Here is a 19,658-nt window from a genome sequence, read left to right on the forward strand (position 1 = left end):
GCCGCCGGCACGCCTTACTCTCGTCATGGAATGATGCGAGGCGACGCTATCGCGAACGCAAATCTGGGCAGGGACGGAAATCTGAATGAGTGAACAGCCGGTCTGGAGACGCTATCTGACCTGGAAGCTGGCGCGCCGTGTCGCCATCGGTCTCGTCATTATAGGCGCGCTAGTCTTTATCGCCGTCATGATCTGGGTGGCATCGCTCGCGCGAGACCTTCCATCGCACGAGCGTCTCGCCGATTATGAGCCGCCCATCACGTCACGCGTTCACGCCGGTGACGGCACGCTCATCGCCGAGTTTGCGGACGAACACCGCGTCTTCGTGCCGATTGAATCCATCCCGGACCATGTGAAACAGGCCTTCGTCGCGGCAGAAGACAAGAAGTTCTTCGAGCATGGCGGCCTCGATTATGTCGGCATCATGCGTGGCGCGATCAATTCCGCGCAGATCAAGCTGTCGGGCAGCGATGGAAATCTTCAGGGCGGGTCGACCATAACCCAGCAGGTCGCCAAGAACATGCTACTCACCCGCGACCAGCGTATCGAACGCAAGGTGAAAGAGGCGATCATTGCGCGCCGCATGGAGAACACCTTCACCAAGGATGAGATACTCGAGCTTTACCTGAACGAAATCTATCTTGGCGTGCGGGCCTATGGGGTCGGTTCTGCCGCGCTGATCTACTTTAACAAGTCGCTGCCAGAGCTGAATTTGTCAGAGGCGGCGATTCTCGCCTCGCTAGCCAAGGCGCCATCCACGGTGAATCCCTATCGACGCCCGCAGCGCCTGCTTGCCCGTAGAGATTATGTTCTCAACCGCATGCTCGAAGACGGTTACATCACCGAAGAGCAGGCTGAAGAAGCGAAAGCCGAGCCGCTTGAAGTGGTCGAACGCTTGCGTGGGCCTGAATACGCTGCCGCAACCTATTTCGTGCAGGAACTTCGCCGTGACCTGATAAAGGAGTATGGCGAAGAAGCGCTCGAGCGTGGCGGTCTATCAATCCGCACGACGCTGGACTCCAAGATGCAGCTTGCAGCACAGACGGCCCTGCAGTCCGGTCTTGAAGCCTATGACCGCCGTCATTCCTATCGCGGCCCTTTTACGTCAATTGATGCATCAGGTGATGTTCCGGCGCAGCTTCAGGAAGTGGAGCGCCCGGCAGGCTATGGCGACTGGGAAGCCGGCATGGTGCGCGACGTGGCAAGCGATGCCGCTACCATTGTTCTGAATGACGGCCGTACGACACGCATGCCGGAAGAGGACGTTCGCTGGGCGAGCGGTTGGGACCGTCCGGAAGGCGGGGAAGGGCTCGCGCGCGGCGATGTAATCCTCGTCGATGTGGAGCGTACCGAAACGCTTCGCGATGGCGCAGAGCCTGCCGCAGAAGGCGAGCGCCGCAATGAGGATGACTGGATTTCCGTGCCGTCCGAAAGTGCGCGACTGAAACAGGTGCCCGAAGTCGAAGGCGCGATTATTGCGCTTGACCCGCATACCGGCCGCGTCCTGGCGATGGTGGGCGGATATTCATTCTTCAAGAGCCCGTTCAATCGTGTGACGCAGGGCATGCGCCAGCCGGGTTCTGCCTTCAAACCGTTTGTCTATGCGGCCGCTCTCGAGAACGGGTATACGCCTTCAACGCAGATGCTGGATTCGCCATTCGTCTATTATGATGAAGGGTCGGGGACGACCTGGAAGCCGCAAAACTATTCGGCTGGACGTAGTTATGGCGAAGTGACCATGCGCACCGCACTTGAGCGTTCGTTCAACCAGGTGACGGCACGCATCGCGGTTGATATCGGCATGGAAGATGTTTCCGGTCTCGCGGAACGGTTCGGTCTTTACGACCACCTGCCGCGTTTCCCGGCCATGGCACTGGGTTCTGGCGAAACCACCCCCTGGCGCATGGCGACCGGGTATGCCTCTTTCGTGAATGGCGGCAAGGACGTTACACCTACCATGCTCGACCGCGTTCAGGATCGTTATGGCGAGACGCTATATCGCAACGACCAGCGCGCCTGCGAGGACTGCCTTGCGGAGAGCTGGGAGGGCCAGGAGCCGCCGCAACTGGAAGACAATCGTGAGCAGTTGATTGACCCTGTCATCGCGTATCAGGTCACGCATATGCTGGAAGGTGTCGTCGAGCGCGGCACCGCACGCCGTGCCGCGCGCCTCAACAAGCCACTTGCTGGGAAGACCGGTACGACGAACGACTATTTCGATGCACTCTTCTATGGCTTTTCGCCTGACCTCGTTGTCGGCGTGTGGGTCGGCTTCGACCAGCCGCAGACCCTCGGTAATGGTGAGGCGGGTGGCTCTGTCGCTCTGCCTGTCTTCGTCAGCTTCATGGAAGAAGTGCTCGAAGATGCCCCGGCAATGCCATTCCGTATTCCACCAGGCGTGAGGCTTGTGTCCGTGGACCACGATACGGGCGGCCTGCCGACGGCCAGTTCCGGCGAAATCATCGTCGAAGCCTTCCGTCCTGGTACGGAACCGGGCGCGGTGTTCGATGAAGAGGACGACTTCTCTATCTCTGGCAATCAGGGCGCAACAAGCGGAATGTTTGGTGACCTTGCCGATCCGTCATCTGAAGGCTTCGGCCAGAACGGCATTTCGGAGGCTGAAGACCGCGACGATATTGCCGATGAAAACCTGGGTGGGATTTATTGACCGGGCGCTCAGATTTGTGCATTCGGGCCAGCCTGTAACCAACTGAAAACATAGAAGATCTTATGTCGACAGAAATTCTCTCGCTTATTGATGAAATTGAGCAGTCCTCCGCGCTGCTGAGGAGGCGTCTTTGACTGGGACGTTGCCCAGAAACGCCTAGACGAGCTCAACGCCCTCTCAGAACAACCAGACTTCTGGAACGATCCTGAAAAGGCCCGAAAGCTGATGGCCGAGCGCCAGCAGCTGGAGACCGGAATCAATACCGTTCAGGAGCTGGAGCAGGAAGCAGCTGACGGCCGCGAACTGCTCGAGCTTGCGGACGGAGATGATGACCTGATCCAGGATATCTCGGCCAATATGAAACGAGCGCGCGAGCGCGCTGCCAAGGCAGAGCTTCAGGCGCTGCTGTCCGGCGAAGCTGATTCCAATGACTGTTACCTTCAGATCAACGCCGGGGCAGGGGGCACCGAAAGCCAGGATTGGGCTTCGATGCTGCGTCGCATGTATGTGCGTTGGTCAGAAAGCAGCGGCTATAAGGTTGAGGAAGTCGATGCCCATGAGGGCGACGAGGCGGGTATCAAGTCAGCAACGCTGCTGATCTCTGGCCTTAATGCCTATGGTTGGCTGAAGTCGGAATCGGGGGTCCACCGGTTGGTGCGCATCTCACCTTACGATTCATCGGCCCGACGTCATACATCCTTCGCCTCAGTAACGGTGTCACCGGTGATCGATGAGACGATCGAAGTCGATATCGACCCGTCCGATGTGCGGACCGACACTTATCGGGCCTCCGGTGCAGGTGGTCAGCACGTCAACAAGACCGACTCCGCCGTCCGGCTGACGCATGACCCGACGGGCATTGTTGTGGCGTGTCAGGCCGGCCGATCGCAGCATCAGAACAGGGCCAAAGCCTGGGAGATGCTTCGTTCGAAGCTTTACGAGCTTGAGCTTCAGAGGCGCCGCGAAGCCGTGCAGGACAGCCACGATTCCAAGTCCGAAATCGGTTGGGGACATCAGATCCGTTCCTATGTGCTGCAGCCTTATCAGCTGATCAAGGATCTGCGGACCGGTCACGAAACGTCTGATACGGGCGGTGTGCTTGATGGAGATCTCGACGGCTTCCTGAGCGCCTCACTCGCGCACAATGTTTCTGCTGGAAACGACGAAGACGCATAAGAAAACGGCCGCGCAATTGCGCGGCCGTCTAATTTGATTAGTTCAGCGCCTGATCAGGAGAGAGCAGAGCCATGCGCACTGCTGGCGCTTGTGCTGGCCGACTTGTTGTCCGTCGCGGCTGGCTTGGCTGCGGATGAAGCCGCGTCGCCGCTGGCGGGACGTGCGGCTTTTGGAGCAGAGGTCTTTAGCGGGTCTTCGGCGTGTTTGACCTGGCCTTCGAAAATTGCGTTCGGTTGAATGCTGAGAGAGGCGTGCAGGATGTCGCCCTCGACGCGTGCGCCGGTCTCGAGCTCAACGCGGCGGCCACGAATGGAACCAAGGACTTCGCCCTTGACCTTCACTGCCTCGCCTTTGACTTCGCCGATAACTTTACCGGTTGCGCCAATTGTGATGTCACCCGCTGTTACGTCGCCATCGACAACACCGTCAATGTGAAGGGCGCCTTCTGAATTGATCGACCCTTTGATTTCCATGTCGTTGCAGATGATGGAAGCAACGCCGGTCGAGCGGGCTCCGGTCCGGCTTGCAGCCGATTTGCTTGCGTCAGCTGGCGGCACATAGCTCTGTGCGGATGCGCCGTCCTTATTCTTCGTAAACATGTTTACCTGCCCTCAGAAACTCAACTGGATCGTATGGTTTGTTATTAAACCAGACTTCGTAGTGAAGGTGTGGGCCGGTGCTCCGGCCGGTGGAGCCCATAGCGCCCACAACGTCGCCAATCGCGACTGTATCACCTTTATCGACATTAATGCGTCTTAAGTGTGCGTAACGAGACTTGAAGCCATGCCCGTGGTCGATCTCCACGATGCGACCATAGCCGGATTTGGTGCCGGCGAAGCTGACCGTACCTGGACCGGTTGCCGTGATCGGGGCGTTCCAGTAGGCGCCGACATCTACACCATTGTGCCAGCCAGGGCGCTGATTGAATGGGTCAACCCGAAGGCCATAATCGGAGGTCAGGCGCGACGGCACGCCGACCGGGTCCGCGAGTGGCAGTGTGGAAACGACTGACTGATAGAAGCGGGCTTCTTCCATGCGAGCGGCAACCTGCGAGACGCGCTCAGCGAACATGGCTTCTTCGGGCGTGTCGAAGTTACCGGATGCAAGATTTGCAAACGGGACGAGAGGACCACCCATTTCGCGGGTTTCGGCAATACGATTGGTGCCGACAGCTGTCAGGCGGAGGACGCCGCGTGCGGCTTCGGCGCGTTCGATTGCGATATCTTCGACTTCGTCGAGAAAGGCCTGTTGTTCGCGCTGGAGTTCGGCGATCTGGCCGCGGACACCGGGACTGGTCGCGCTGGCTTCCTGATATTGTGCATCCGTTCGGGCCTGGCGCCGGTCAGCTTCCTCAATAGATGCGTTGACGAGAAGGGCGCTGCCATCGCCGCGTAGCGCGGCGACTTCTAGCTCACCACCATTGCGAAGCGAATCGAGCATCACCTCAAGCGTGCGGTGACGCTGTTCAAAACTGACCGTGGCTTCCTGGAAGGCTTCGGTGCGTTCGACGAGCTGGGAGCGAGACAAAGCATCTCGCGCGCGCAGTTCCTGAACCCATCGCTCATATTTGTCGATCTGTTGCTGACCTTGCGCAGAAAGCGTGCTGTTCGGGATGAAGACGAGGCTGGCCGTAGCGTAGAGCGTCCAGCCGACGACGGCCGCGATCGCTATGGAGAGAACGGACTGCTGAAGAGGAGAGACAGTGAAATAGCGGACGGTACCACCGCTTCGATGGTAAATTTGCCGTTCGGGAAAAAGGCGACTGAAAAGCTCCCCGATTTTCATCGTCTTTCGCTTCATAGACGGCCCCGCCTCTGCTTTTACTCTTACACGCGCTGTGAATTTATCCACAGCTCACCCTCGCGGTAATGTTTAACGCAATTTGTTCGCTTCGGAAAAGGGCGAATCCAGAAAGTTGCCGCATTTTTCTCACAATCGATAAAAAATTTTACTAATTTCGCCTGAGTTTTGACTGTGTCGATGCAGAATTAGTTAAAGTACAGACAGCACTTTGTCTGCATGTCCTTTAACGCGTACCTTTCGCCAACCTTCAATAATCATGCCATCAGCGCTGATCGCGAAAGTAGAGCGTTCAATACCCATGAACTTGCGTCCATACATGTTCTTTTCCTTCCAGACCCCGAACGCCTCGCAGACAGACCCTTCCTCATCTGCGGCGAGTGGTATGGTAAGCGCCTGCTTTTCAATGAACTTTTCATGGGACTGAAGGCTGTCACGAGAGATGCCGACGACATCGAAACCTTTTGCGTCGAAGTCAGATTTCAGCGCCGAAAAATCCTTGGCCTCGTTCGTGCATCCCGGCGTGTTGTCCTTTGGATAGAAGAAAAGGATGAGGCCCCGGCCTCTGTCAGAGGGAATGGAAACGGTGCCGCTGGTTGTCTCAAGCTGAATGTGCGGAGCGGGATCGCCTGCAGATATTACTGATGACATCGCTGGATTGTCCTATTTCTGCTGTATTGAAAGATTAAGCCGAGCCTATCGGCTGGCGTAGAGGAGACAATCAGGCCTTGGTGCGACAGACTGCAGCTATTGTTACGCTAGAGATCATTGGCGGCATCCTGTTGCTGGCGATCGCGGGCGCCGTGGCGCTTGCCTACATGCTATCGCGCGGGCCTGTAGAACTCAGTCTTTTCAAAGGTGAAGTCGAAGATGCTCTCGTCGCCGCGCGCGACGGCCGGGACGTCAACATCGATCGGCTGGCGCTGCAATGGTCGCCGGCAGACCGGCGTGTCATCTTCGCAGCCAACGGCCTGAAACTCGCCGATAATGACGGCCAGCTGGCCGGCGAAGCAGAGCAGGCCGTCATCACACTGGACGCGGGCTCCCTGATTTTTGGGCGCGTTGAAGTGACCGAAACGCAGTTGCGTAATGGTTGGGCAGATGTGCGCAATATTTCACCAACTGAATGGACGTTTGCGGGCGAGCCGCTACCGGAATTCGAAGCGCGCACTTTGCCGAACACGCCGGAAGGGTGGCTCGCGCTTTCCAATTCGACTCTCGCCAACCTTCTGGATGCGCTGAAGGATAGCCGGTCGTCAAATACGCTGGAAGTTGCCGCATTCGAGAATATGGAGCTGCGCTTTTTTGATCAGGCCGGCGGCATCATGGCGGTCATGGACGAAGCAAACGGCCGGTATGATCAGACCGGCAGCGGCCTTGAAGCGACCTTGTCCGGAAGCGGGGAGGGGATGGGGCTTCCCGGGGATGTGACGACATCGCTTAGCGTCCCAGAAGGCTACACCGCGCTCGATTTCGAGGTCGGTATTACCAATTGGAGCATAGGGGACCTCGCAACCCGGATTGGCGCGGGGGGGTCTCTTGTCGCGGGTTTTCCGGCAGATATCACCATTGGCCTGACCTATGAGGAAGAGGCCGGTATTGCAGGTCTCGGCCTTGCCGCGGACGCAGATGAAGGCAGAGTTACGCTTGCTGGGCGTGATTTCGAATTTGAAACCTTGCGTTTCGACGCCGCCTATTCACCATCCGAAGACCGGCTGACTTTCAGCGATCTGGCAATAGAGACCGAACGGGCCGAAGGCATATTCAGCGGTTGGGTCGATGGCCTGGTGCGCCAGGATGGAACGATTGCGTTTGATCTTTCCTCTGAGCGTACATCACTCGATTTCACGCCATATTTTCCTGATGTCTGGGATCTTGATGGCGTTGCCCTGCAAGGCACGCTCGATTTGGGGACCACAGCGGTCGCGCTTTCTTCCTATGCGGTAGAAACGCTCGGCATTGAATTCGCCGGTGCGGCGGACATAGCGCCTGTAAATGATGCGGAAGAGGGGGAGCTGCCTTTTGAGATCGCCTCACAGGGCGAGGCAGTCGGGACAATCACCAAGGACCAGGTGCTGGCTTTCTGGCCTGAAACGCTCGGTGCAGGCGCACGTGTTTTCGCGCAGAATCGAGTCCTTGAAGGGCGCGTGACAGCAGCGAATTACAGGCTTGAGTTGCAGCGGGACAGTTTCGCCGAGGGCTTTCTGCGGGATGAAGACCTCACGGTTCGGTTTTTCATCGAAGATGCGGCTGTGAAGTTCCTTGAAGATCTGCCACCTGTCACGGACGCCATCGGTAGCGGTAGGCTGACCGGGAATGGCCTTCAGGTGCAGTTGAGCGAAGGGAATTATGACGGCTGGGTACTGAACGAAGGCAGCGTTCACTTTCCAAGGTTTAATCCGAAGGGGGAGCTGTTCCGCGTATCGGCGAAGGGGCAGGGGCCTCTCGTCAACGTCATGCGAAATATCGCGGGTTCGCGCCTGATGCGAGATAATCCCGACGCGCTCGATCCCGAACGTTTCTCCGGCGATGCGGTAGCGACAATTGAGCTGTTGCGTCCGGCGCTTGACGACGTTCCGGTTGAGGACATGCAGATTTCCGTCAAGGCGCAGGTCACCGATGGGATGCTCGCCGAGGCGCTGCCGGGGCTCGACCTCACCGATATGAGAGTAGACGTATCGCTGGAGAATATGCGCCTCGTTATAACCGGCTTCGGGGATCTTGGCCCTGCGCCCGTACAATTTACGTGGCGCGACGAATTCAATGATGGCGGCGATACAGCTGATCTATCGGCAAGCGCGTTCGTGTCGCCTGACTTCCTGAACCGTTTCGGAATTGTCGGGCGGGCCTACGTGTCTGAGGACATTCCGGTAGAGTTGCAGGCGCAAGTCGCTGCAGACGGCATTGCGGGTGTCGAGGTCGGTTTCGAGCTCCAGCAGTCACGCGTGGATATTTCCGAGATTGGCTACATCAAGCCGGTCGGAGAGTCCGCCCGCGCGACGCTCTCCTATGACGCGAAATCGGAAACGAACGCATCGACCTTTCGCTTTCTGAGCGAAAAGGCGCGCTTTGACGGGGACGTCATCCTGACCAAGGCCGGAAGGCTTCAGTCACTGGACGTTCGCGAGGCGTTCCATGACGGCTTCATGGATGTGAGCGGTAGCGTTCGCCGCGAACAGAATGGCAAGCTTGTCAGCGAACTGAACGGCGCGTTCCTAGATGCGAGTGCGTTCTTTGGCGACTTCGCATCCATGGGCGGCAATGCATCGGGTATCAGCCTGCCGATCGTGCTTTCGGCGAACCTTGATACGCTTCGTCTGCGCAGCGGTCTGGATCTTGAGGACGCGTCCTTGAGCTTCATCAGCTCGGAAACAGGCGTTCGCGAGGTTCGCGCAGATGGCACAATCGAAACAGGTGGCGAGATGAGCGCCGTCTATACAGGGCCGACGGCCGAAGAACCTGCGCGTATCAGCCTGGACAGCGATAATGCCGGCTTCTTCATGCGCGCCTTGCTGCAACAGGACTTCTTGACCGGTGGTTCTCTCAGCCTGAACGGTGATCTTGCGCGTGGCTCGGACCCAGCGCGTCTGCGGCTTGAGCTTTCGGACGTCCGCATGCGCGACGCGCCGTTCCTGACGCAAGTGCTGTCGCTGGCATCCCTGCGGGGACTGGCTGACACGCTGAGTGGGGAGGGGGTGCTGTTCACCGATATCAGCGTCCCTGTCGCCGTTCAGTCGGGACGGTTTGTAATTGAAGGTGCGCGCGCCAACGGCCCCGCATTGGGCCTCACACTCAATGGCTGGTTTGAACAGGAGAGCGATGAGATCCGTCTCAGCGGTGTCCTCGTGCCGAGTTTCGGAATGAACTCAATGTTGGGCGGCGTGCCTGTAATCGGCGACCTTTTCGTCGGCCGCGAAGGGGAAGGGATCTTCTCGTTGACCTATTCGGTGCGCGGTACGACTGATCGTGCTCAGGTGACTGTAAATCCGCTGTCAGCCGTTACGCCAGGGATCCTGCGCCGCATTTTCGAGAATCCAGCCGATACGTCGATCCCTGAGGGTATTCCTGTCGACCCCAACAAGATGCCACCGGCACCGCCTATGCCCGATGCCGAATTCATCGAGCCCGCACCGGGAACGGAGGCCAACTAGGCAGCCGAGCTGTCAGCCTTTTTCCAGGCGTTTGACCTCGTCCCAGAGATCGCCCTGATCATCAAGCGACAGCTCATTGAAGCTTTGCCCCTGAGCGGCTGCAAGTTCCTCCATGGTGCGAAACCGGCGTTCGAATTTGGCATTCGAACGGCGTAGCGCGATTTCAGGGTCAAGCTTGAAGCGCCGGGCGAGATTGGCTGCAACGAAAAGAAGATCGCCAATTTCATCCTCTATGGCGTCGAGGTCGCCGCTGTCGATCGCTTCTCGAACCTCGTCGCATTCCTCATCCAGTTTCATCAGGATATCGCGCGGCTCAGTCCAGTCGAAACCGGTGCGCGCTGCGCGCTTCTGGATTTTCTCTGCGCGCATAAGTGCAGGGAGCGCTTTCGCGACGCCGGCGAGCGCGGACGTGTCATCAGTGACCGTACCCTTGGCGGTACGTTCACGCGCCTTGATTGCTTCCCAGGCTTCGGTTTGCGTGTCGGCATCGCGTTCTTCATCGTCGCCGAACACATGTGGATGACGCCGGACCATCTTGTCATTGATGCTACGTGCAACGTCCTCAACATCGAATAGACCGGAATCCTGCGCGATCTGGCTGTGGAATACGACCTGAAGCAGAAGGTCGCCCAGTTCATCCTTCAGATCAACAAAATCGCCGCGCTCGATCGCGTCGGCAACCTCATAGGCTTCCTCAATCGTGTAAGGTGCGATCGTCTCGAAAGTCTGTTCCAGATCCCACGGGCAGCCACCATCGGGATTGCGCAATTGCTGCATGATGGATCTGAGACGTTCAAACTCGCTGTCGGAGGGTTTTGTCATGAAAAGCAGGCGCTCCGGTTTGATGATTGGCGGTTCGTACGAATATCCGAGACGTTAACTGGCCCCGTCGGACCAGTCGATTCAAAGCCCGATAGGGCGGTTTCTACATGAGACGGGGCAGAGCCGCACGCGCAAATCGTAACTGTCAGAGACGCTGGCGGCGTCTGCATGAGTGTCGCTGACAATCTGGCTCAACTAGCAGCAAAGACTAGCCGGGGGTGTGGCCCCGCCGCTCATAACAAAAGTCGCATAATCAATATTATGGGAAATAATGCGCTGCGGTCATAGCTCGAAATCTACGGTGAGGCCGTCATAGGCGGGCCGCACATGCGCTGGTAGTTCGTTGCATAGCGTCTGGTAGTCGAGATCGATATGAAGATTGGTAAGCCATGCTTTCTTCGGCGCGAGCTGTTCGATCCAACCCAGCGCCCGGTCAAGATGCGCGTGGCTTGGATGTTCGGTGTAGCGTAGCGCGTCGAGGATAAGGATATCGACGCCAGCAATCGCCTCGAGGGTCTCGGGCGGGAAATCATGAAGGTCATTGCAGTAAGCTAGATTTCCGATGCGAAAGCCGAGGCTCATGATCCGCCCGTGCATCTGTTCGACGGGCAGAAGACTTACCGTCCCTCCCTCTCCATCAATACTGAACGGCTCAAGCGGAACGATATCGTCCTGACGGTCGAGAATGGGTGGATAGCCGCCATGCCCCTCAAAACAATAGCCGAAGCGCTTTGTCAGCGTCTCAGCGGTGCGAGCATCGAGATAGGTCGGCACGCGGCGGCGCATGCGCAGTGCCAGCGCCCGGACATCGTCAATGCCGTGGGATTGGTCTGCATGGTCGTGGGTGTAGACGAGCGCGTCCAGATGACGGACCTCGGCATCGAGTAGCTGGTCTCTCAGCTCTGGCGACGAGTCGATCAGGATGCGCGTACAGTCGTCAGGTCTATCCAGGGGGCCTGCATCGACAAGCACGCAGCATCGTCTGCGCCTGTTTCTCGGCTCATTCGGGTCGCAAGCGCCCCAGTCATTACCGACGCGCGGCACACCACCCGATGAGCCGGTGCCGAGAAACGTAAAGCGTGCTGTTGCGATCATATACCTACTTTATTGAATAAAGTCAATGCGTTATCTTCGCATATTGAAGTGATGTCTTCGCGAGTTTTCCCATGGAGCCTTGCCAGCGCATCAGCGACATGTGGCAGATATGCTGGTTCATTCCTGCGGCCACGGTATGGCACGGGCGCGAGATACGGACAGTCGGTTTCGAGAATTACCCGGTTCAGTGGGATTGTGGAGATGACGGCACGCACATCTCTCGCATTCTTGAAGGACAGAATGCCGGAAACTGAAAAATACGCCCCAAGCGCCAAACCGCGATCTGCAAGCTCCTGACCGCCTGTGTAGCAATGGAGCAATATACCGAACGGTCCGTTCTGGTATTCTTCTTCAAGGATACGCGCGGTCAGGTCGTCAGCTTCACGTGTATGAACCACGAGCGGAAGTCCCGACCGCCGAGCCGCTTCGATATGGCGACGGAAATTGGCCACCTGCTCGGCTTCAGCAGAGTAGCCGTAATGGAAGTCCAGTCCGGTCTCACCAATCGCAACCGTGCGAGGGTCCCTTGCCGCGTGTAACAGGTCGTCGACTTTCAGATCGGGAAAATCCTTTGCGTGATGCGGGTGGACGCCAACCGTGTTCCAGATGTCGCTGTTCGCGTCCGCGATAGCTCTCACTTTCTGATAACTGTCGAAGCGGTCGCAAATCGCGAGAAACCGCCGAATCCCCGCCTCGCGGGCACGCGTGAGCACCTCCTCCAGGTCGTCCTCGAACGCCTCTGCATGCAGGTTTACGTGGGTGTCGAACATGGGTTGCGACTTAAACCTTCCCGGCGCTGGTTTGAAGGGTCGAAACCAGCTTCGACGCGGCCTGAATGGGGGTCATGTGCAAATTGCGTTGCGATGCCACGATATTGTGAAGCTGGAACCAGATATCTGCCCATGCTGGTGACTGCTCGGCCTTTTCGCTGACCCAACCCATCAGCTCTTCGGCGAAAACGCCGAAGGAGGCCTGATCCTCTGCGGCCGCCTGGATTGTCGTTGAAAGTACAGCGTCAGCAGGCTTCGGAAGAGCTTTGAGGAAACTTCGCGCGGCATGAGACGCGGCCAGCACTTTCTGTCCGGTCAGCGCTTCCGCGCGGCCGGGCCGACCGGCGACCAGGTCAGCGACTTGTTCGGGCGCCTCCACGGCTTGCGCCTTTAAAGCGGCGAGCGTTTCGTCCTTTGAAAGACTGGTCAGACGAAGCGTCTGGCAACGCGAGCGGATCGTCGCGAGTACGGGAACGGTTGCATGCGAGATCAGGAACAGGATCGCACGTGGCGGCGGTTCTTCGAGCGTTTTCAGCACCGCGTTGCGGCCGTTGGCATTCATCTCATCAAGTGAATCGAGGATGCCGATACGCCATCCGCCAAGGGCGGGTTTCAGGGAAAAGAACTGGTTCAGCTCCCGGATCTGATCAACGGCGATGTCCTGCTTCAGCTTGCCCTTGTCCCCGACCGCACGCTGCACGTGCTTCAGGTCCGGATGGCCCGATGACAGCACTTTCTGGATGACAGGATCGCTCTCGCTCGCGGCCGCCCTGTCATCATCATTTGCAGGTCGCGCGCCGAGCAGCATGGCGGCCAGGCGAAGTGCAAAGCGCGCCTTGCCGATGCCGGATGGCCCTTCGATGATCCAGGCGTGATGAAGCCGCCCACCATCCATTGCCTTCAGGAATTTCTCCTGAGGCGCCTTGTGACCGAATAGTGGAAGCGCGATCTCCTCACTCATATCATATCTTCAATTGCATTGAGTGCATCTGCCAGCACGATACCTGGAGGCTGGGTCGCGTCTATGATCGTGCATCGGTCGGGATGAGTCGCGGCCAGGTCCAGAAAGCCCTGTCGGACGTCTTTGTGAAATTCCAGCGGCATGGCCTCGAAAACGTCTGAGCCACCACGCGCCTTGCGCCGCGCCATCAAGTCCTCAACGGGGCCGTCGAGGACAAGTGTTAGGTCCGGCTGGTGGTCGGCCACTACGAGATCGTCCAGCATCTCGATAATAGCTGGGGCAAGACCGCCAAGGCGCTGATAGACCCTCGTTGAATCGGCGAACCTGTCGCAAATCACGTTCTGGCCCTCTGCGAGTGCGGGCTCAATCAGCTTCTCAAGATGATCCCGCCGCGCCGCATACACGAGAAGCGCTTCGCTCATCGCGCTCCAGCGTTCGTCGGAAGGTGGCGACAGAACAAGTCCGCGGAGCGCCTCGGCCAGCGGTGTGCCACCAGGCTCGCGCGTGACGGTCACACGCTGCCCATGATCCAGAAAGTGGTTTTCGAGGCCCGCAATCAGCGTAGACTTTCCAGTCCCCTCGCCGCCTTCAATCGTTATGAACCGCCCGCGACGGCTCATTGGTCACCGCCAGCCCCCATTTTAAGGCTGAGACCCGCAACTGCCTTGCCCATGAAGCCGAGCTTCTCCACTGATGAGGTCGCAATGAGCGGTGCGGTGATCGGCTCATCGCGCCCCTCCATCGTGATGACGAGAGTCGCAAGCTGTTGACCCTCTTCTATCGGTGCCGATATCGGACCGTCATAGACAATCTCTGTCGAGGATTGGTCGAAAGCGCGCTTATGGCCGGCAACGCGAAGTGGTTCTTCGAGACGAACACCGACCGTACTGGCCTCACCATTCCAGACCGGAAGCTCGGCAAATGCCTCTTCCGTCGGTTCGACAGTGCGGGTGTCGAACGCCGTGAAGGCCAGACGCATCAGACGCTCTGATTCTTCGGCCCGGGCTTGCGAGCTTGGAAGACCGTTCAGCACCATGACCATTCTCTGGCCATCGCGCTCAGCCGAAGCTGTAAGTCCGTATCCCGATACTTCGAGGTGGCCGGTTTTCAGGCCATCAGCCCCGTCCATGGAATAGAGAAGCGGATTGCGGTTGCCTTGTGTGATGCCATTCCAGGTCATCTCGAGTTCGGAATAATATTTGTAATACTGAGGGTATTTACGGATCTCAAGCGCCGCCAGCTTGGCAAGGTCGGCAGCAGAAATGACATGGCCATCGGCGGGAAGGCCGCTCGCATTCTCGAAATTTGCTGAAGTGAGGCCAAGCTCATGTGCGAGATCTGTCATGCGGTCGGCGAAGGCTTCTTCTGAACCTGCAAGACCCTCCGCCAGCACGATGCAGGCGTCATTGCCAGAAAGAACGATCACGCCGCGAAGCAATTGCTCGACAGTCGGCGTTTCGCCGATCTTGAGGCCCATTGTCGAGCCGCCCGTGGCCCAGCCGCCCTCGCGCCAGGCCCGTTCGCTGACCACAAGCTCATCATCTAGCGAGATTTCGCCGCGCTCGATGGCGTCATAGACGACATGGGCAGTCATGATCTTGGTCATGGACGCCGGTATCATGGCTTCACTGCCGCGCTTCGAGAACAGGATGTCGCCTGTCTCATAATCCATGATGACGGCATATTCCGCTTCAGTGTCGATATACTGTGCGGACGCCGGCAGCACCGCGGCTGCCAGGACTGAAAGGGTTGCAAGCAGGTTCTGACGAAGCATTTTCGGGTCTCCGGGAATAGGTAACGCGGTGAAGCGATAACCTAGACCACAGACGGCGTTTTGAAACCCGGGTCAATGCAGGTGTCTGTATCAGCCCGACGTTACAAAGCCATCTGCAAAGCCAAGCTGGCGAAGGCTCGCGCGGGCCCTGTCTGCTGCGTCGCGCGACTGGAACGGGCCGACCATCACCCGGTGGTAGGTCTGACCTCTCACATTCGCAGCCTGGACACCGCTCGATAGTCCGCCGCCTATACCGCCTGCGACACTGCTGGCTTTGCTCGGCTCCGTGAACGAACCAACCTGCACATATAGAGAGCCTGTTGCGGGTGTTGGGGTGGCTTGCCGCTCGACTGGGCCTGGTCGTTCCACTGGGGCTGGCCGTTCGAAGTCAGCCTCAAAAAGCTGAGGCGCTGGCTCAGCCTCTATCGGCGCCGAGGAACTGACGCCTAGATACTCGACCGCGACCTGCGCGCCGAATGGCCTCAATATCCCGAGCAGGTCGGCTGCGTCCGAAGAAAGCGTCAGCGTCTCCTCGCGCCGTGCGGCGGTCCGGCTCGTGATCTGCACCACGAGTTCGGCGTTGGTTTCCGGGTTGCGAACATGGGCAAGACTGTTGAGCGGTAAGGTCGGATGACCGGCAACCATGCGCCCATCAGAGCTAGAGAGCGCAGAAGAAATCGCGACATTATTCAGGATTGCGCCGTTCAGGTCGGGCAAAGCCGTTCCACTTACCTGAATGGGCTGTGCAGTAACTGGCGTGCGTACGCTTCCCGGGTAGGAGAAATGAATTCTGCGACGGACTGCGGGCAAGGCGCCAGACCCGGTGTGCGTGACAGGGCCGCGCCAAGTATCTTGAACGGCTTTCGGGTTCAGTCGAGGTGTGGTGGTCCCGACCCTGGCAATGTTCCGCGTCGGTCTTGCCTGTTCGACAGAGCTGATGCGGACAAAGTCTATCGGTGCGGCGTCCCGTGGTCCGGCCTGGGCAGAAAGCGGAAGTATGGACACTAGAAGTGTTGTCGCTGCGAGCGCACGCAGACCAGTATTGGCGTTCAAAGCCATGGCAACCTCGTTCTGAAGTCATATTTTCGTGTCCGACATTCTGCCGACGCACGGACCGATTTATTCGGTCATGGATGAAGCTAGCCCAGCAAGGTAGAAATCTCTTGAAGCCTAACTGAAAGTTCTGGCCTTTTGCGGTAGGGTTTTGATTACGAAATGGCCCCTGCTCTATCGGCTGACGATGAAGCCTTCACCGAGCCCGAGCGATTTCAGGTTCTGCCTCGCCAGCTCGCCTGCTTCGCGCGTTGCGAATGGGCCCGCGAAGACACGGAAATAATCGGCATTGTTGATCCGGACAGCTTCAATATCGGTCTCGAAACTTGATGCGATACGCTGCGAGACATCCTGGGCATTATTGATCCGAGTGAACGAGCCAACTTGCACATAAAGCTGCGGCCCGCTTGCAGGCATCGGCTCCGAGGCTTGTATCGGCGCTGATGGCGACGGCTCGGGAATGGCGGCGAGATCGCTCGCCTGAACCGGGCGCAGATCGCTTGGTTGAGGCTGGTAGCTGGCGAACTGGTCTGGTGCAGCGCTAGTTGGCGGCGTGGCGGGCGCTGGAGCAGACGCTGGGGCCGGATTGCTGAGATTAGCCGGCGTCGGAGCTGATTTGCCGGGATCAGGAACGCCCAGTGACGGCTCAACCCCGCCAAGGAGTGTGTCGTCGTAGAGCGTGGGCTGGTTTCCCCTGCCCTCCGGCTCAGGCCAGCTGCGGGTCGCGGCGTGGGCTGCGTATTGATCGGGTGCGTCGTACTGTACGGTCTGTTTCGTTGGCGCCGGACCGAGATAGTCAAGTGTGACGGTCGCTACCCCCTGCTCCAGCATGCCGAGTGTTTCTGCAGCGCGGCGCGACAGATCAATGATGCGTCCGCCTGTAAACGGACCACGATCATTGACGCGAACGACAATCTCCCTGCCATTTGACTGGTTTGTAACCTTTACGAGGCTTGGCAATGGGAGGCTTGGGTGAGCCGCTGTCAGCTGCGCCGCATCAAATATCTCGCCGCTCGCCGTTGGCCTGCCATTGAAGGCACGTCCATACCACGACGCCTTGCCGCTCTCCTTGGCAGCGACGAAAGACGATTTCGTACTTGCCGGGTTGAGGAGCGGCGCCGAAAGGTCCAGCGCACTGCCCCGCTGCGATATATCAAAATCTACGGCGTCTGCTGAAGATGGCAGCGCGGCCATACAAAGGGTGATGGCACTTGTAAAAAGGCGGGCTGACACAGGAATCGATGTCACTCTAGGACCTCGTTTGATGCGCGGGTTAAGCTCTGGCCGAAGCATGCTTGCGCAAACATCGGCTCAACTAGCCTCCCCAGTGGTTCAAATTACGGTGCAAATTCCAAACAAAGTGTTTCTTTGATCAGGATCCTGAGCAGTCAGGTCGCTTCAGATTACGGCGGAAATGAGGTTCAGCACTGCTATTGCATTTTGCGCCGTGATGCCCGAAACAGACGCCCGCCGCGGAGGGATGGCAGAGTGGTTGAATGCACTAGTCTTGAAAACTAGCGAGCGTGCAAGCGTTCCCGGGGTTCGAATCCCCGTCCCTCCGCCACACACATTCGAATTTGAAGACTAGATCTGGCAAATTCACGAAAAGCCCGCCACTGGCGGGCTTTTTCATGCCTTGCGGTCTCTACTTTCCGAGAAATCCCTGATCAGCCGCGGAATACTCTCCGAAGTCTCTACCCGGCAATTTCGCCAGATCTCTTAGCGGGCATTTTCGCTGTTATCGCCCAATTTACAGCGAAATTGCTCATGTTTACAGGGAAACGTAGACACTTAGGGCTGGAAAGCCGCGTGTTTACAGCGCTCTACAGCCAAATTCCCTGCGCGGAATAACAGGGAATTTTTCGACCCGTAACAGGGAAAATCGTTATCAATAACAGGGAATATCGGCGAGCGGATCAGGGAACCTCAAAGCCGAACTTTTCAGCCTGGCGATCCCAGTCCAGCGGAAGGTCAGATCGCAGGATTCTCTCCAGGCTCAGATCCGCAGGCTGCCGGCCATCAAGAATAGCTTTGGTGATCGCCGGCGACAGGAAGGCGAGCTTCAAACGCTGCCGAAGCGGCGACGGTGTCCAACCTATACTTTTTGCGATGTCGGATAGCGAAGAGCCGTCACGCCATGCCTTCATCCAGACATGCGCCTTAGCGATGGCATTGATGAGCGTTGTATCCCGCTGCGGCGCTGCAGCACCCAGCAGGAGCACGGTCTCAACGCCGCGCCTCTTCATCACGAACGCTTCGGTGTGGACCAGCGCCTCGTTCAACAGCTCGCTTGCATCAATGCCTATGTTCTTCGAGAGAGCTTGGGCATCTATCTTGAGCTCCAACTGACCTGCCCTGACCTCAATCCTATCGAGCAAACCAAAGCAGTGTTTCCAGGTCGAAGAGCTTGGCGGCTCAAGTTGCCCAAGCGCTGCAGACACTTTGGAGTAGCTATTTGCGCTCGGGTTGCGGAGCAGCTTGTCCGGCGCAGATGTCGCCCAGTTGTTGAAAGCCTTAGCGACCGCCTTCTCCAGTTTTGCAGCCGGCAACCGCCATCCATAGGATCCCTCACTCTTTTGCGCCATCAAACTTCGCGAGACATAATAGCGCCACCGGCGTCCTTTCGAACTGGCATAGGTCGGCGTCAGTCGGTCGCCATTCTCGTCTTTTTTGGAAGCTCATTCGAACTGACCTCTGCCCACAAGGCGAGGAGGTCCCCGCGGGTCAGATCCCGCAGGGCTTCCAGTTCACTTGGTATTGAAATCGCCATCAGGCCTTCTCCAGCCGGTAGCGGGCATACCGCCCGCCCTCCTCTGGTGGCAGCTTTTCCAACTTTCTATCGCCGGCGCGAACACGCGTCAGTGCCGCCCGTACTGTGTGAGGCAGCCAGTAAAGGGCTTCCGACATCTCGTTGACGGTGGCGCCCTCCGCTTTGTCGAGCAGCTGGATCAACTGCTCGCGCTTGGTGAGAGGTTTCTTCTTCGATTGGGTCTTGGTTGTTTTGGCCATTTGGCCCTCCTTCAGTTTCGCTGAGAGCGTCACTTCGCTCCCACCGACTGAAGGCCCGACCTTTCCGAAGGTTCGGGCAGCGCGCTCTTTCTGTTCTGGCGCTTGCACAATGACGCTCTGTTGCGCGCCGAAGTCCAGTCGAAAATCAGCTGTCCGGTCGATTTTTCCGATGAGCGTCCAGCGCGCTCTCTGCAAGCTCTACCGCCTTGCGGGCATTTGCGATTGAAAGCGCCGCCAGCTGCTCGAACATCAAACCGCAAAGTTTCGGCGATTGAGCCTGGACAGCCGCTTCATGCGCGTCTTCCAGTACCGTCGTCACATCTGCCATGAGCTTTTGCGGGAGGTCGTTTCGAGCCATGACCCGACGAATGCTCTAAAT

The 19,658-nt window shown here is 58.1% G+C and carries 18 protein-coding genes and 1 tRNA gene; 4 read left to right on the plus strand and 15 right to left on the minus strand.

The window, feature by feature from the left end; translation table 11 throughout:
• The first annotated feature begins 85 nt into the window (after positions 1–85).
• Together D1224_RS16155 and prfB are read left to right on the plus strand one after the other, a co-directional pair.
• Entirely contained in the window at positions 86–2,668 is a 2,583-nt protein-coding gene (locus D1224_RS16155) for a penicillin-binding protein 1A (RefSeq protein ID WP_119380952.1), read from the plus strand.
• 62 nt (positions 2,669–2,730) lie between these two features.
• A protein-coding gene (gene prfB / locus D1224_RS16160; protein WP_119380953.1) for a peptide chain release factor 2 occupies positions 2,731–3,844 on the plus strand; the annotation gives its coding sequence in 2 pieces (ribosomal slippage) (positions 2,731–2,799 and positions 2,801–3,844; 1,113 coding nt in all).
• A 53-nt stretch (positions 3,845–3,897) separates the two neighbouring features.
• Here the strand turns inward: prfB and D1224_RS16165 are convergent.
• From D1224_RS16165 to D1224_RS16175, 3 genes are all read right to left on the minus strand, one after another.
• Positions 3,898–4,443: a bactofilin family protein gene (locus tag D1224_RS16165; protein ID WP_119380954.1), complete on the minus strand. Its 546-nt coding sequence runs from the start codon at positions 4,441–4,443 to the stop codon at positions 3,898–3,900.
• Entirely contained in the window at positions 4,427–5,644 is a 1,218-nt protein-coding gene (locus D1224_RS16170) for a peptidoglycan DD-metalloendopeptidase family protein (protein WP_119380955.1), read from the minus strand. Before D1224_RS16170 ends, D1224_RS16165 begins: the two co-directional genes overlap by 17 nt.
• Positions 5,645–5,836: 192 nt before the next feature.
• On the minus strand, positions 5,837–6,295 hold the full coding sequence (locus D1224_RS16175) for a peroxiredoxin (RefSeq protein ID WP_119380956.1): 459 nt from the start codon (positions 6,293–6,295) through the stop codon (positions 5,837–5,839).
• 80 nt (positions 6,296–6,375) lie between these two features.
• Between D1224_RS16175 and D1224_RS16180 the strand changes: the two genes are divergently transcribed.
• Entirely contained in the window at positions 6,376–9,795 is a 3,420-nt protein-coding gene (locus D1224_RS16180) for a DUF3971 domain-containing protein (protein ID WP_233350598.1), read from the plus strand.
• A 12-nt stretch (positions 9,796–9,807) separates the two neighbouring features.
• On the opposite strand, the gene mazG is transcribed toward D1224_RS16180, so the two are convergent.
• The 8 genes from mazG to D1224_RS16810 form a co-directional block, all read right to left on the minus strand.
• Positions 9,808–10,617, minus strand: coding sequence for a nucleoside triphosphate pyrophosphohydrolase (gene mazG / locus D1224_RS16185; protein WP_119380958.1), 810 nt, complete (start codon positions 10,615–10,617; stop codon positions 9,808–9,810).
• Between the two features lie 282 nt (positions 10,618–10,899).
• Complete coding sequence (locus tag D1224_RS16190) at positions 10,900–11,712, minus strand: MBL fold metallo-hydrolase (RefSeq protein WP_119380959.1); 813 nt, start codon at positions 11,710–11,712, stop codon at positions 10,900–10,902.
• Positions 11,709–12,482: a TatD family hydrolase gene (locus D1224_RS16195; protein WP_119380960.1), complete on the minus strand. Its 774-nt coding sequence runs from the start codon at positions 12,480–12,482 to the stop codon at positions 11,709–11,711. The genes D1224_RS16190 and D1224_RS16195 overlap by 4 nt, the downstream gene beginning before the upstream one ends.
• A 10-nt stretch (positions 12,483–12,492) precedes the next feature.
• On the minus strand, positions 12,493–13,443 hold the full coding sequence (locus D1224_RS16200; protein WP_119380961.1) for a DNA polymerase III subunit delta': 951 nt from the start codon (positions 13,441–13,443) through the stop codon (positions 12,493–12,495).
• Entirely contained in the window at positions 13,440–14,063 is a 624-nt protein-coding gene (gene tmk / locus D1224_RS16205; RefSeq protein ID WP_119380962.1) for a dTMP kinase, read from the minus strand. The genes D1224_RS16200 and tmk overlap by 4 nt, the downstream gene beginning before the upstream one ends.
• Positions 14,060–15,217: a D-alanyl-D-alanine carboxypeptidase family protein gene (locus D1224_RS16210; RefSeq protein WP_119380963.1), complete on the minus strand. Its 1,158-nt coding sequence runs from the start codon at positions 15,215–15,217 to the stop codon at positions 14,060–14,062. Before D1224_RS16210 ends, tmk begins: the two co-directional genes overlap by 4 nt.
• A gap of 90 nt (positions 15,218–15,307) precedes the next feature.
• The gene (locus D1224_RS16570) at positions 15,308–15,934 is read right to left on the minus strand and encodes an SPOR domain-containing protein (RefSeq protein ID WP_182482345.1); all 627 of its coding nucleotides are present in this window, start codon (positions 15,932–15,934) and stop codon (positions 15,308–15,310) included.
• Between the two features lie 510 nt (positions 15,935–16,444).
• Entirely contained in the window at positions 16,445–17,464 is a 1,020-nt protein-coding gene (locus D1224_RS16810) for a septal ring lytic transglycosylase RlpA family protein (protein ID WP_119380965.1), read from the minus strand.
• Positions 17,465–17,744: 280 nt separating this feature from the next.
• On the opposite strand from D1224_RS16810, the gene D1224_RS16225 reads away from it, so the two are divergent.
• Positions 17,745–17,834, plus strand: a tRNA-Ser gene (locus tag D1224_RS16225).
• Positions 17,835–18,186: 352 nt separating this feature from the next.
• Here the strand turns inward: D1224_RS16225 and D1224_RS16230 are convergent.
• From D1224_RS16230 to D1224_RS16360, 4 genes are all read right to left on the minus strand, one after another.
• A complete protein-coding gene (locus tag D1224_RS16230) occupies positions 18,187–18,819 on the minus strand; it encodes a hypothetical protein (protein WP_147372423.1) in 633 nt (210 codons plus the stop codon).
• A gap of 95 nt (positions 18,820–18,914) precedes the next feature.
• Positions 18,915–19,040 carry a hypothetical protein gene (locus D1224_RS16790; protein ID WP_267897107.1) on the minus strand — a complete coding sequence of 42 codons (126 nt, stop codon included), beginning with the start codon at positions 19,038–19,040 and terminating at the stop codon, positions 18,915–18,917.
• Positions 19,040–19,279, minus strand: a complete 240-nt coding sequence (locus D1224_RS16355; RefSeq protein ID WP_147372424.1) for a DUF3489 domain-containing protein — start codon at positions 19,277–19,279, stop codon at positions 19,040–19,042. Before D1224_RS16355 ends, D1224_RS16790 begins: the two co-directional genes overlap by 1 nt.
• Positions 19,280–19,424: 145 nt before the next feature.
• Positions 19,425–19,637 (minus strand): hypothetical protein, encoded by a 213-nt coding sequence (locus D1224_RS16360; RefSeq protein WP_147372425.1) that lies wholly within the window; start codon positions 19,635–19,637, stop codon positions 19,425–19,427.
• Positions 19,638–19,658: the final 21 nt, after the last annotated feature.

It is taken from the genome of Henriciella barbarensis, from assembly GCF_003576345.1.
In the GTDB taxonomy this organism is placed as follows: Bacteria; Pseudomonadota; Alphaproteobacteria; order Caulobacterales; family Hyphomonadaceae; genus Henriciella; species Henriciella barbarensis.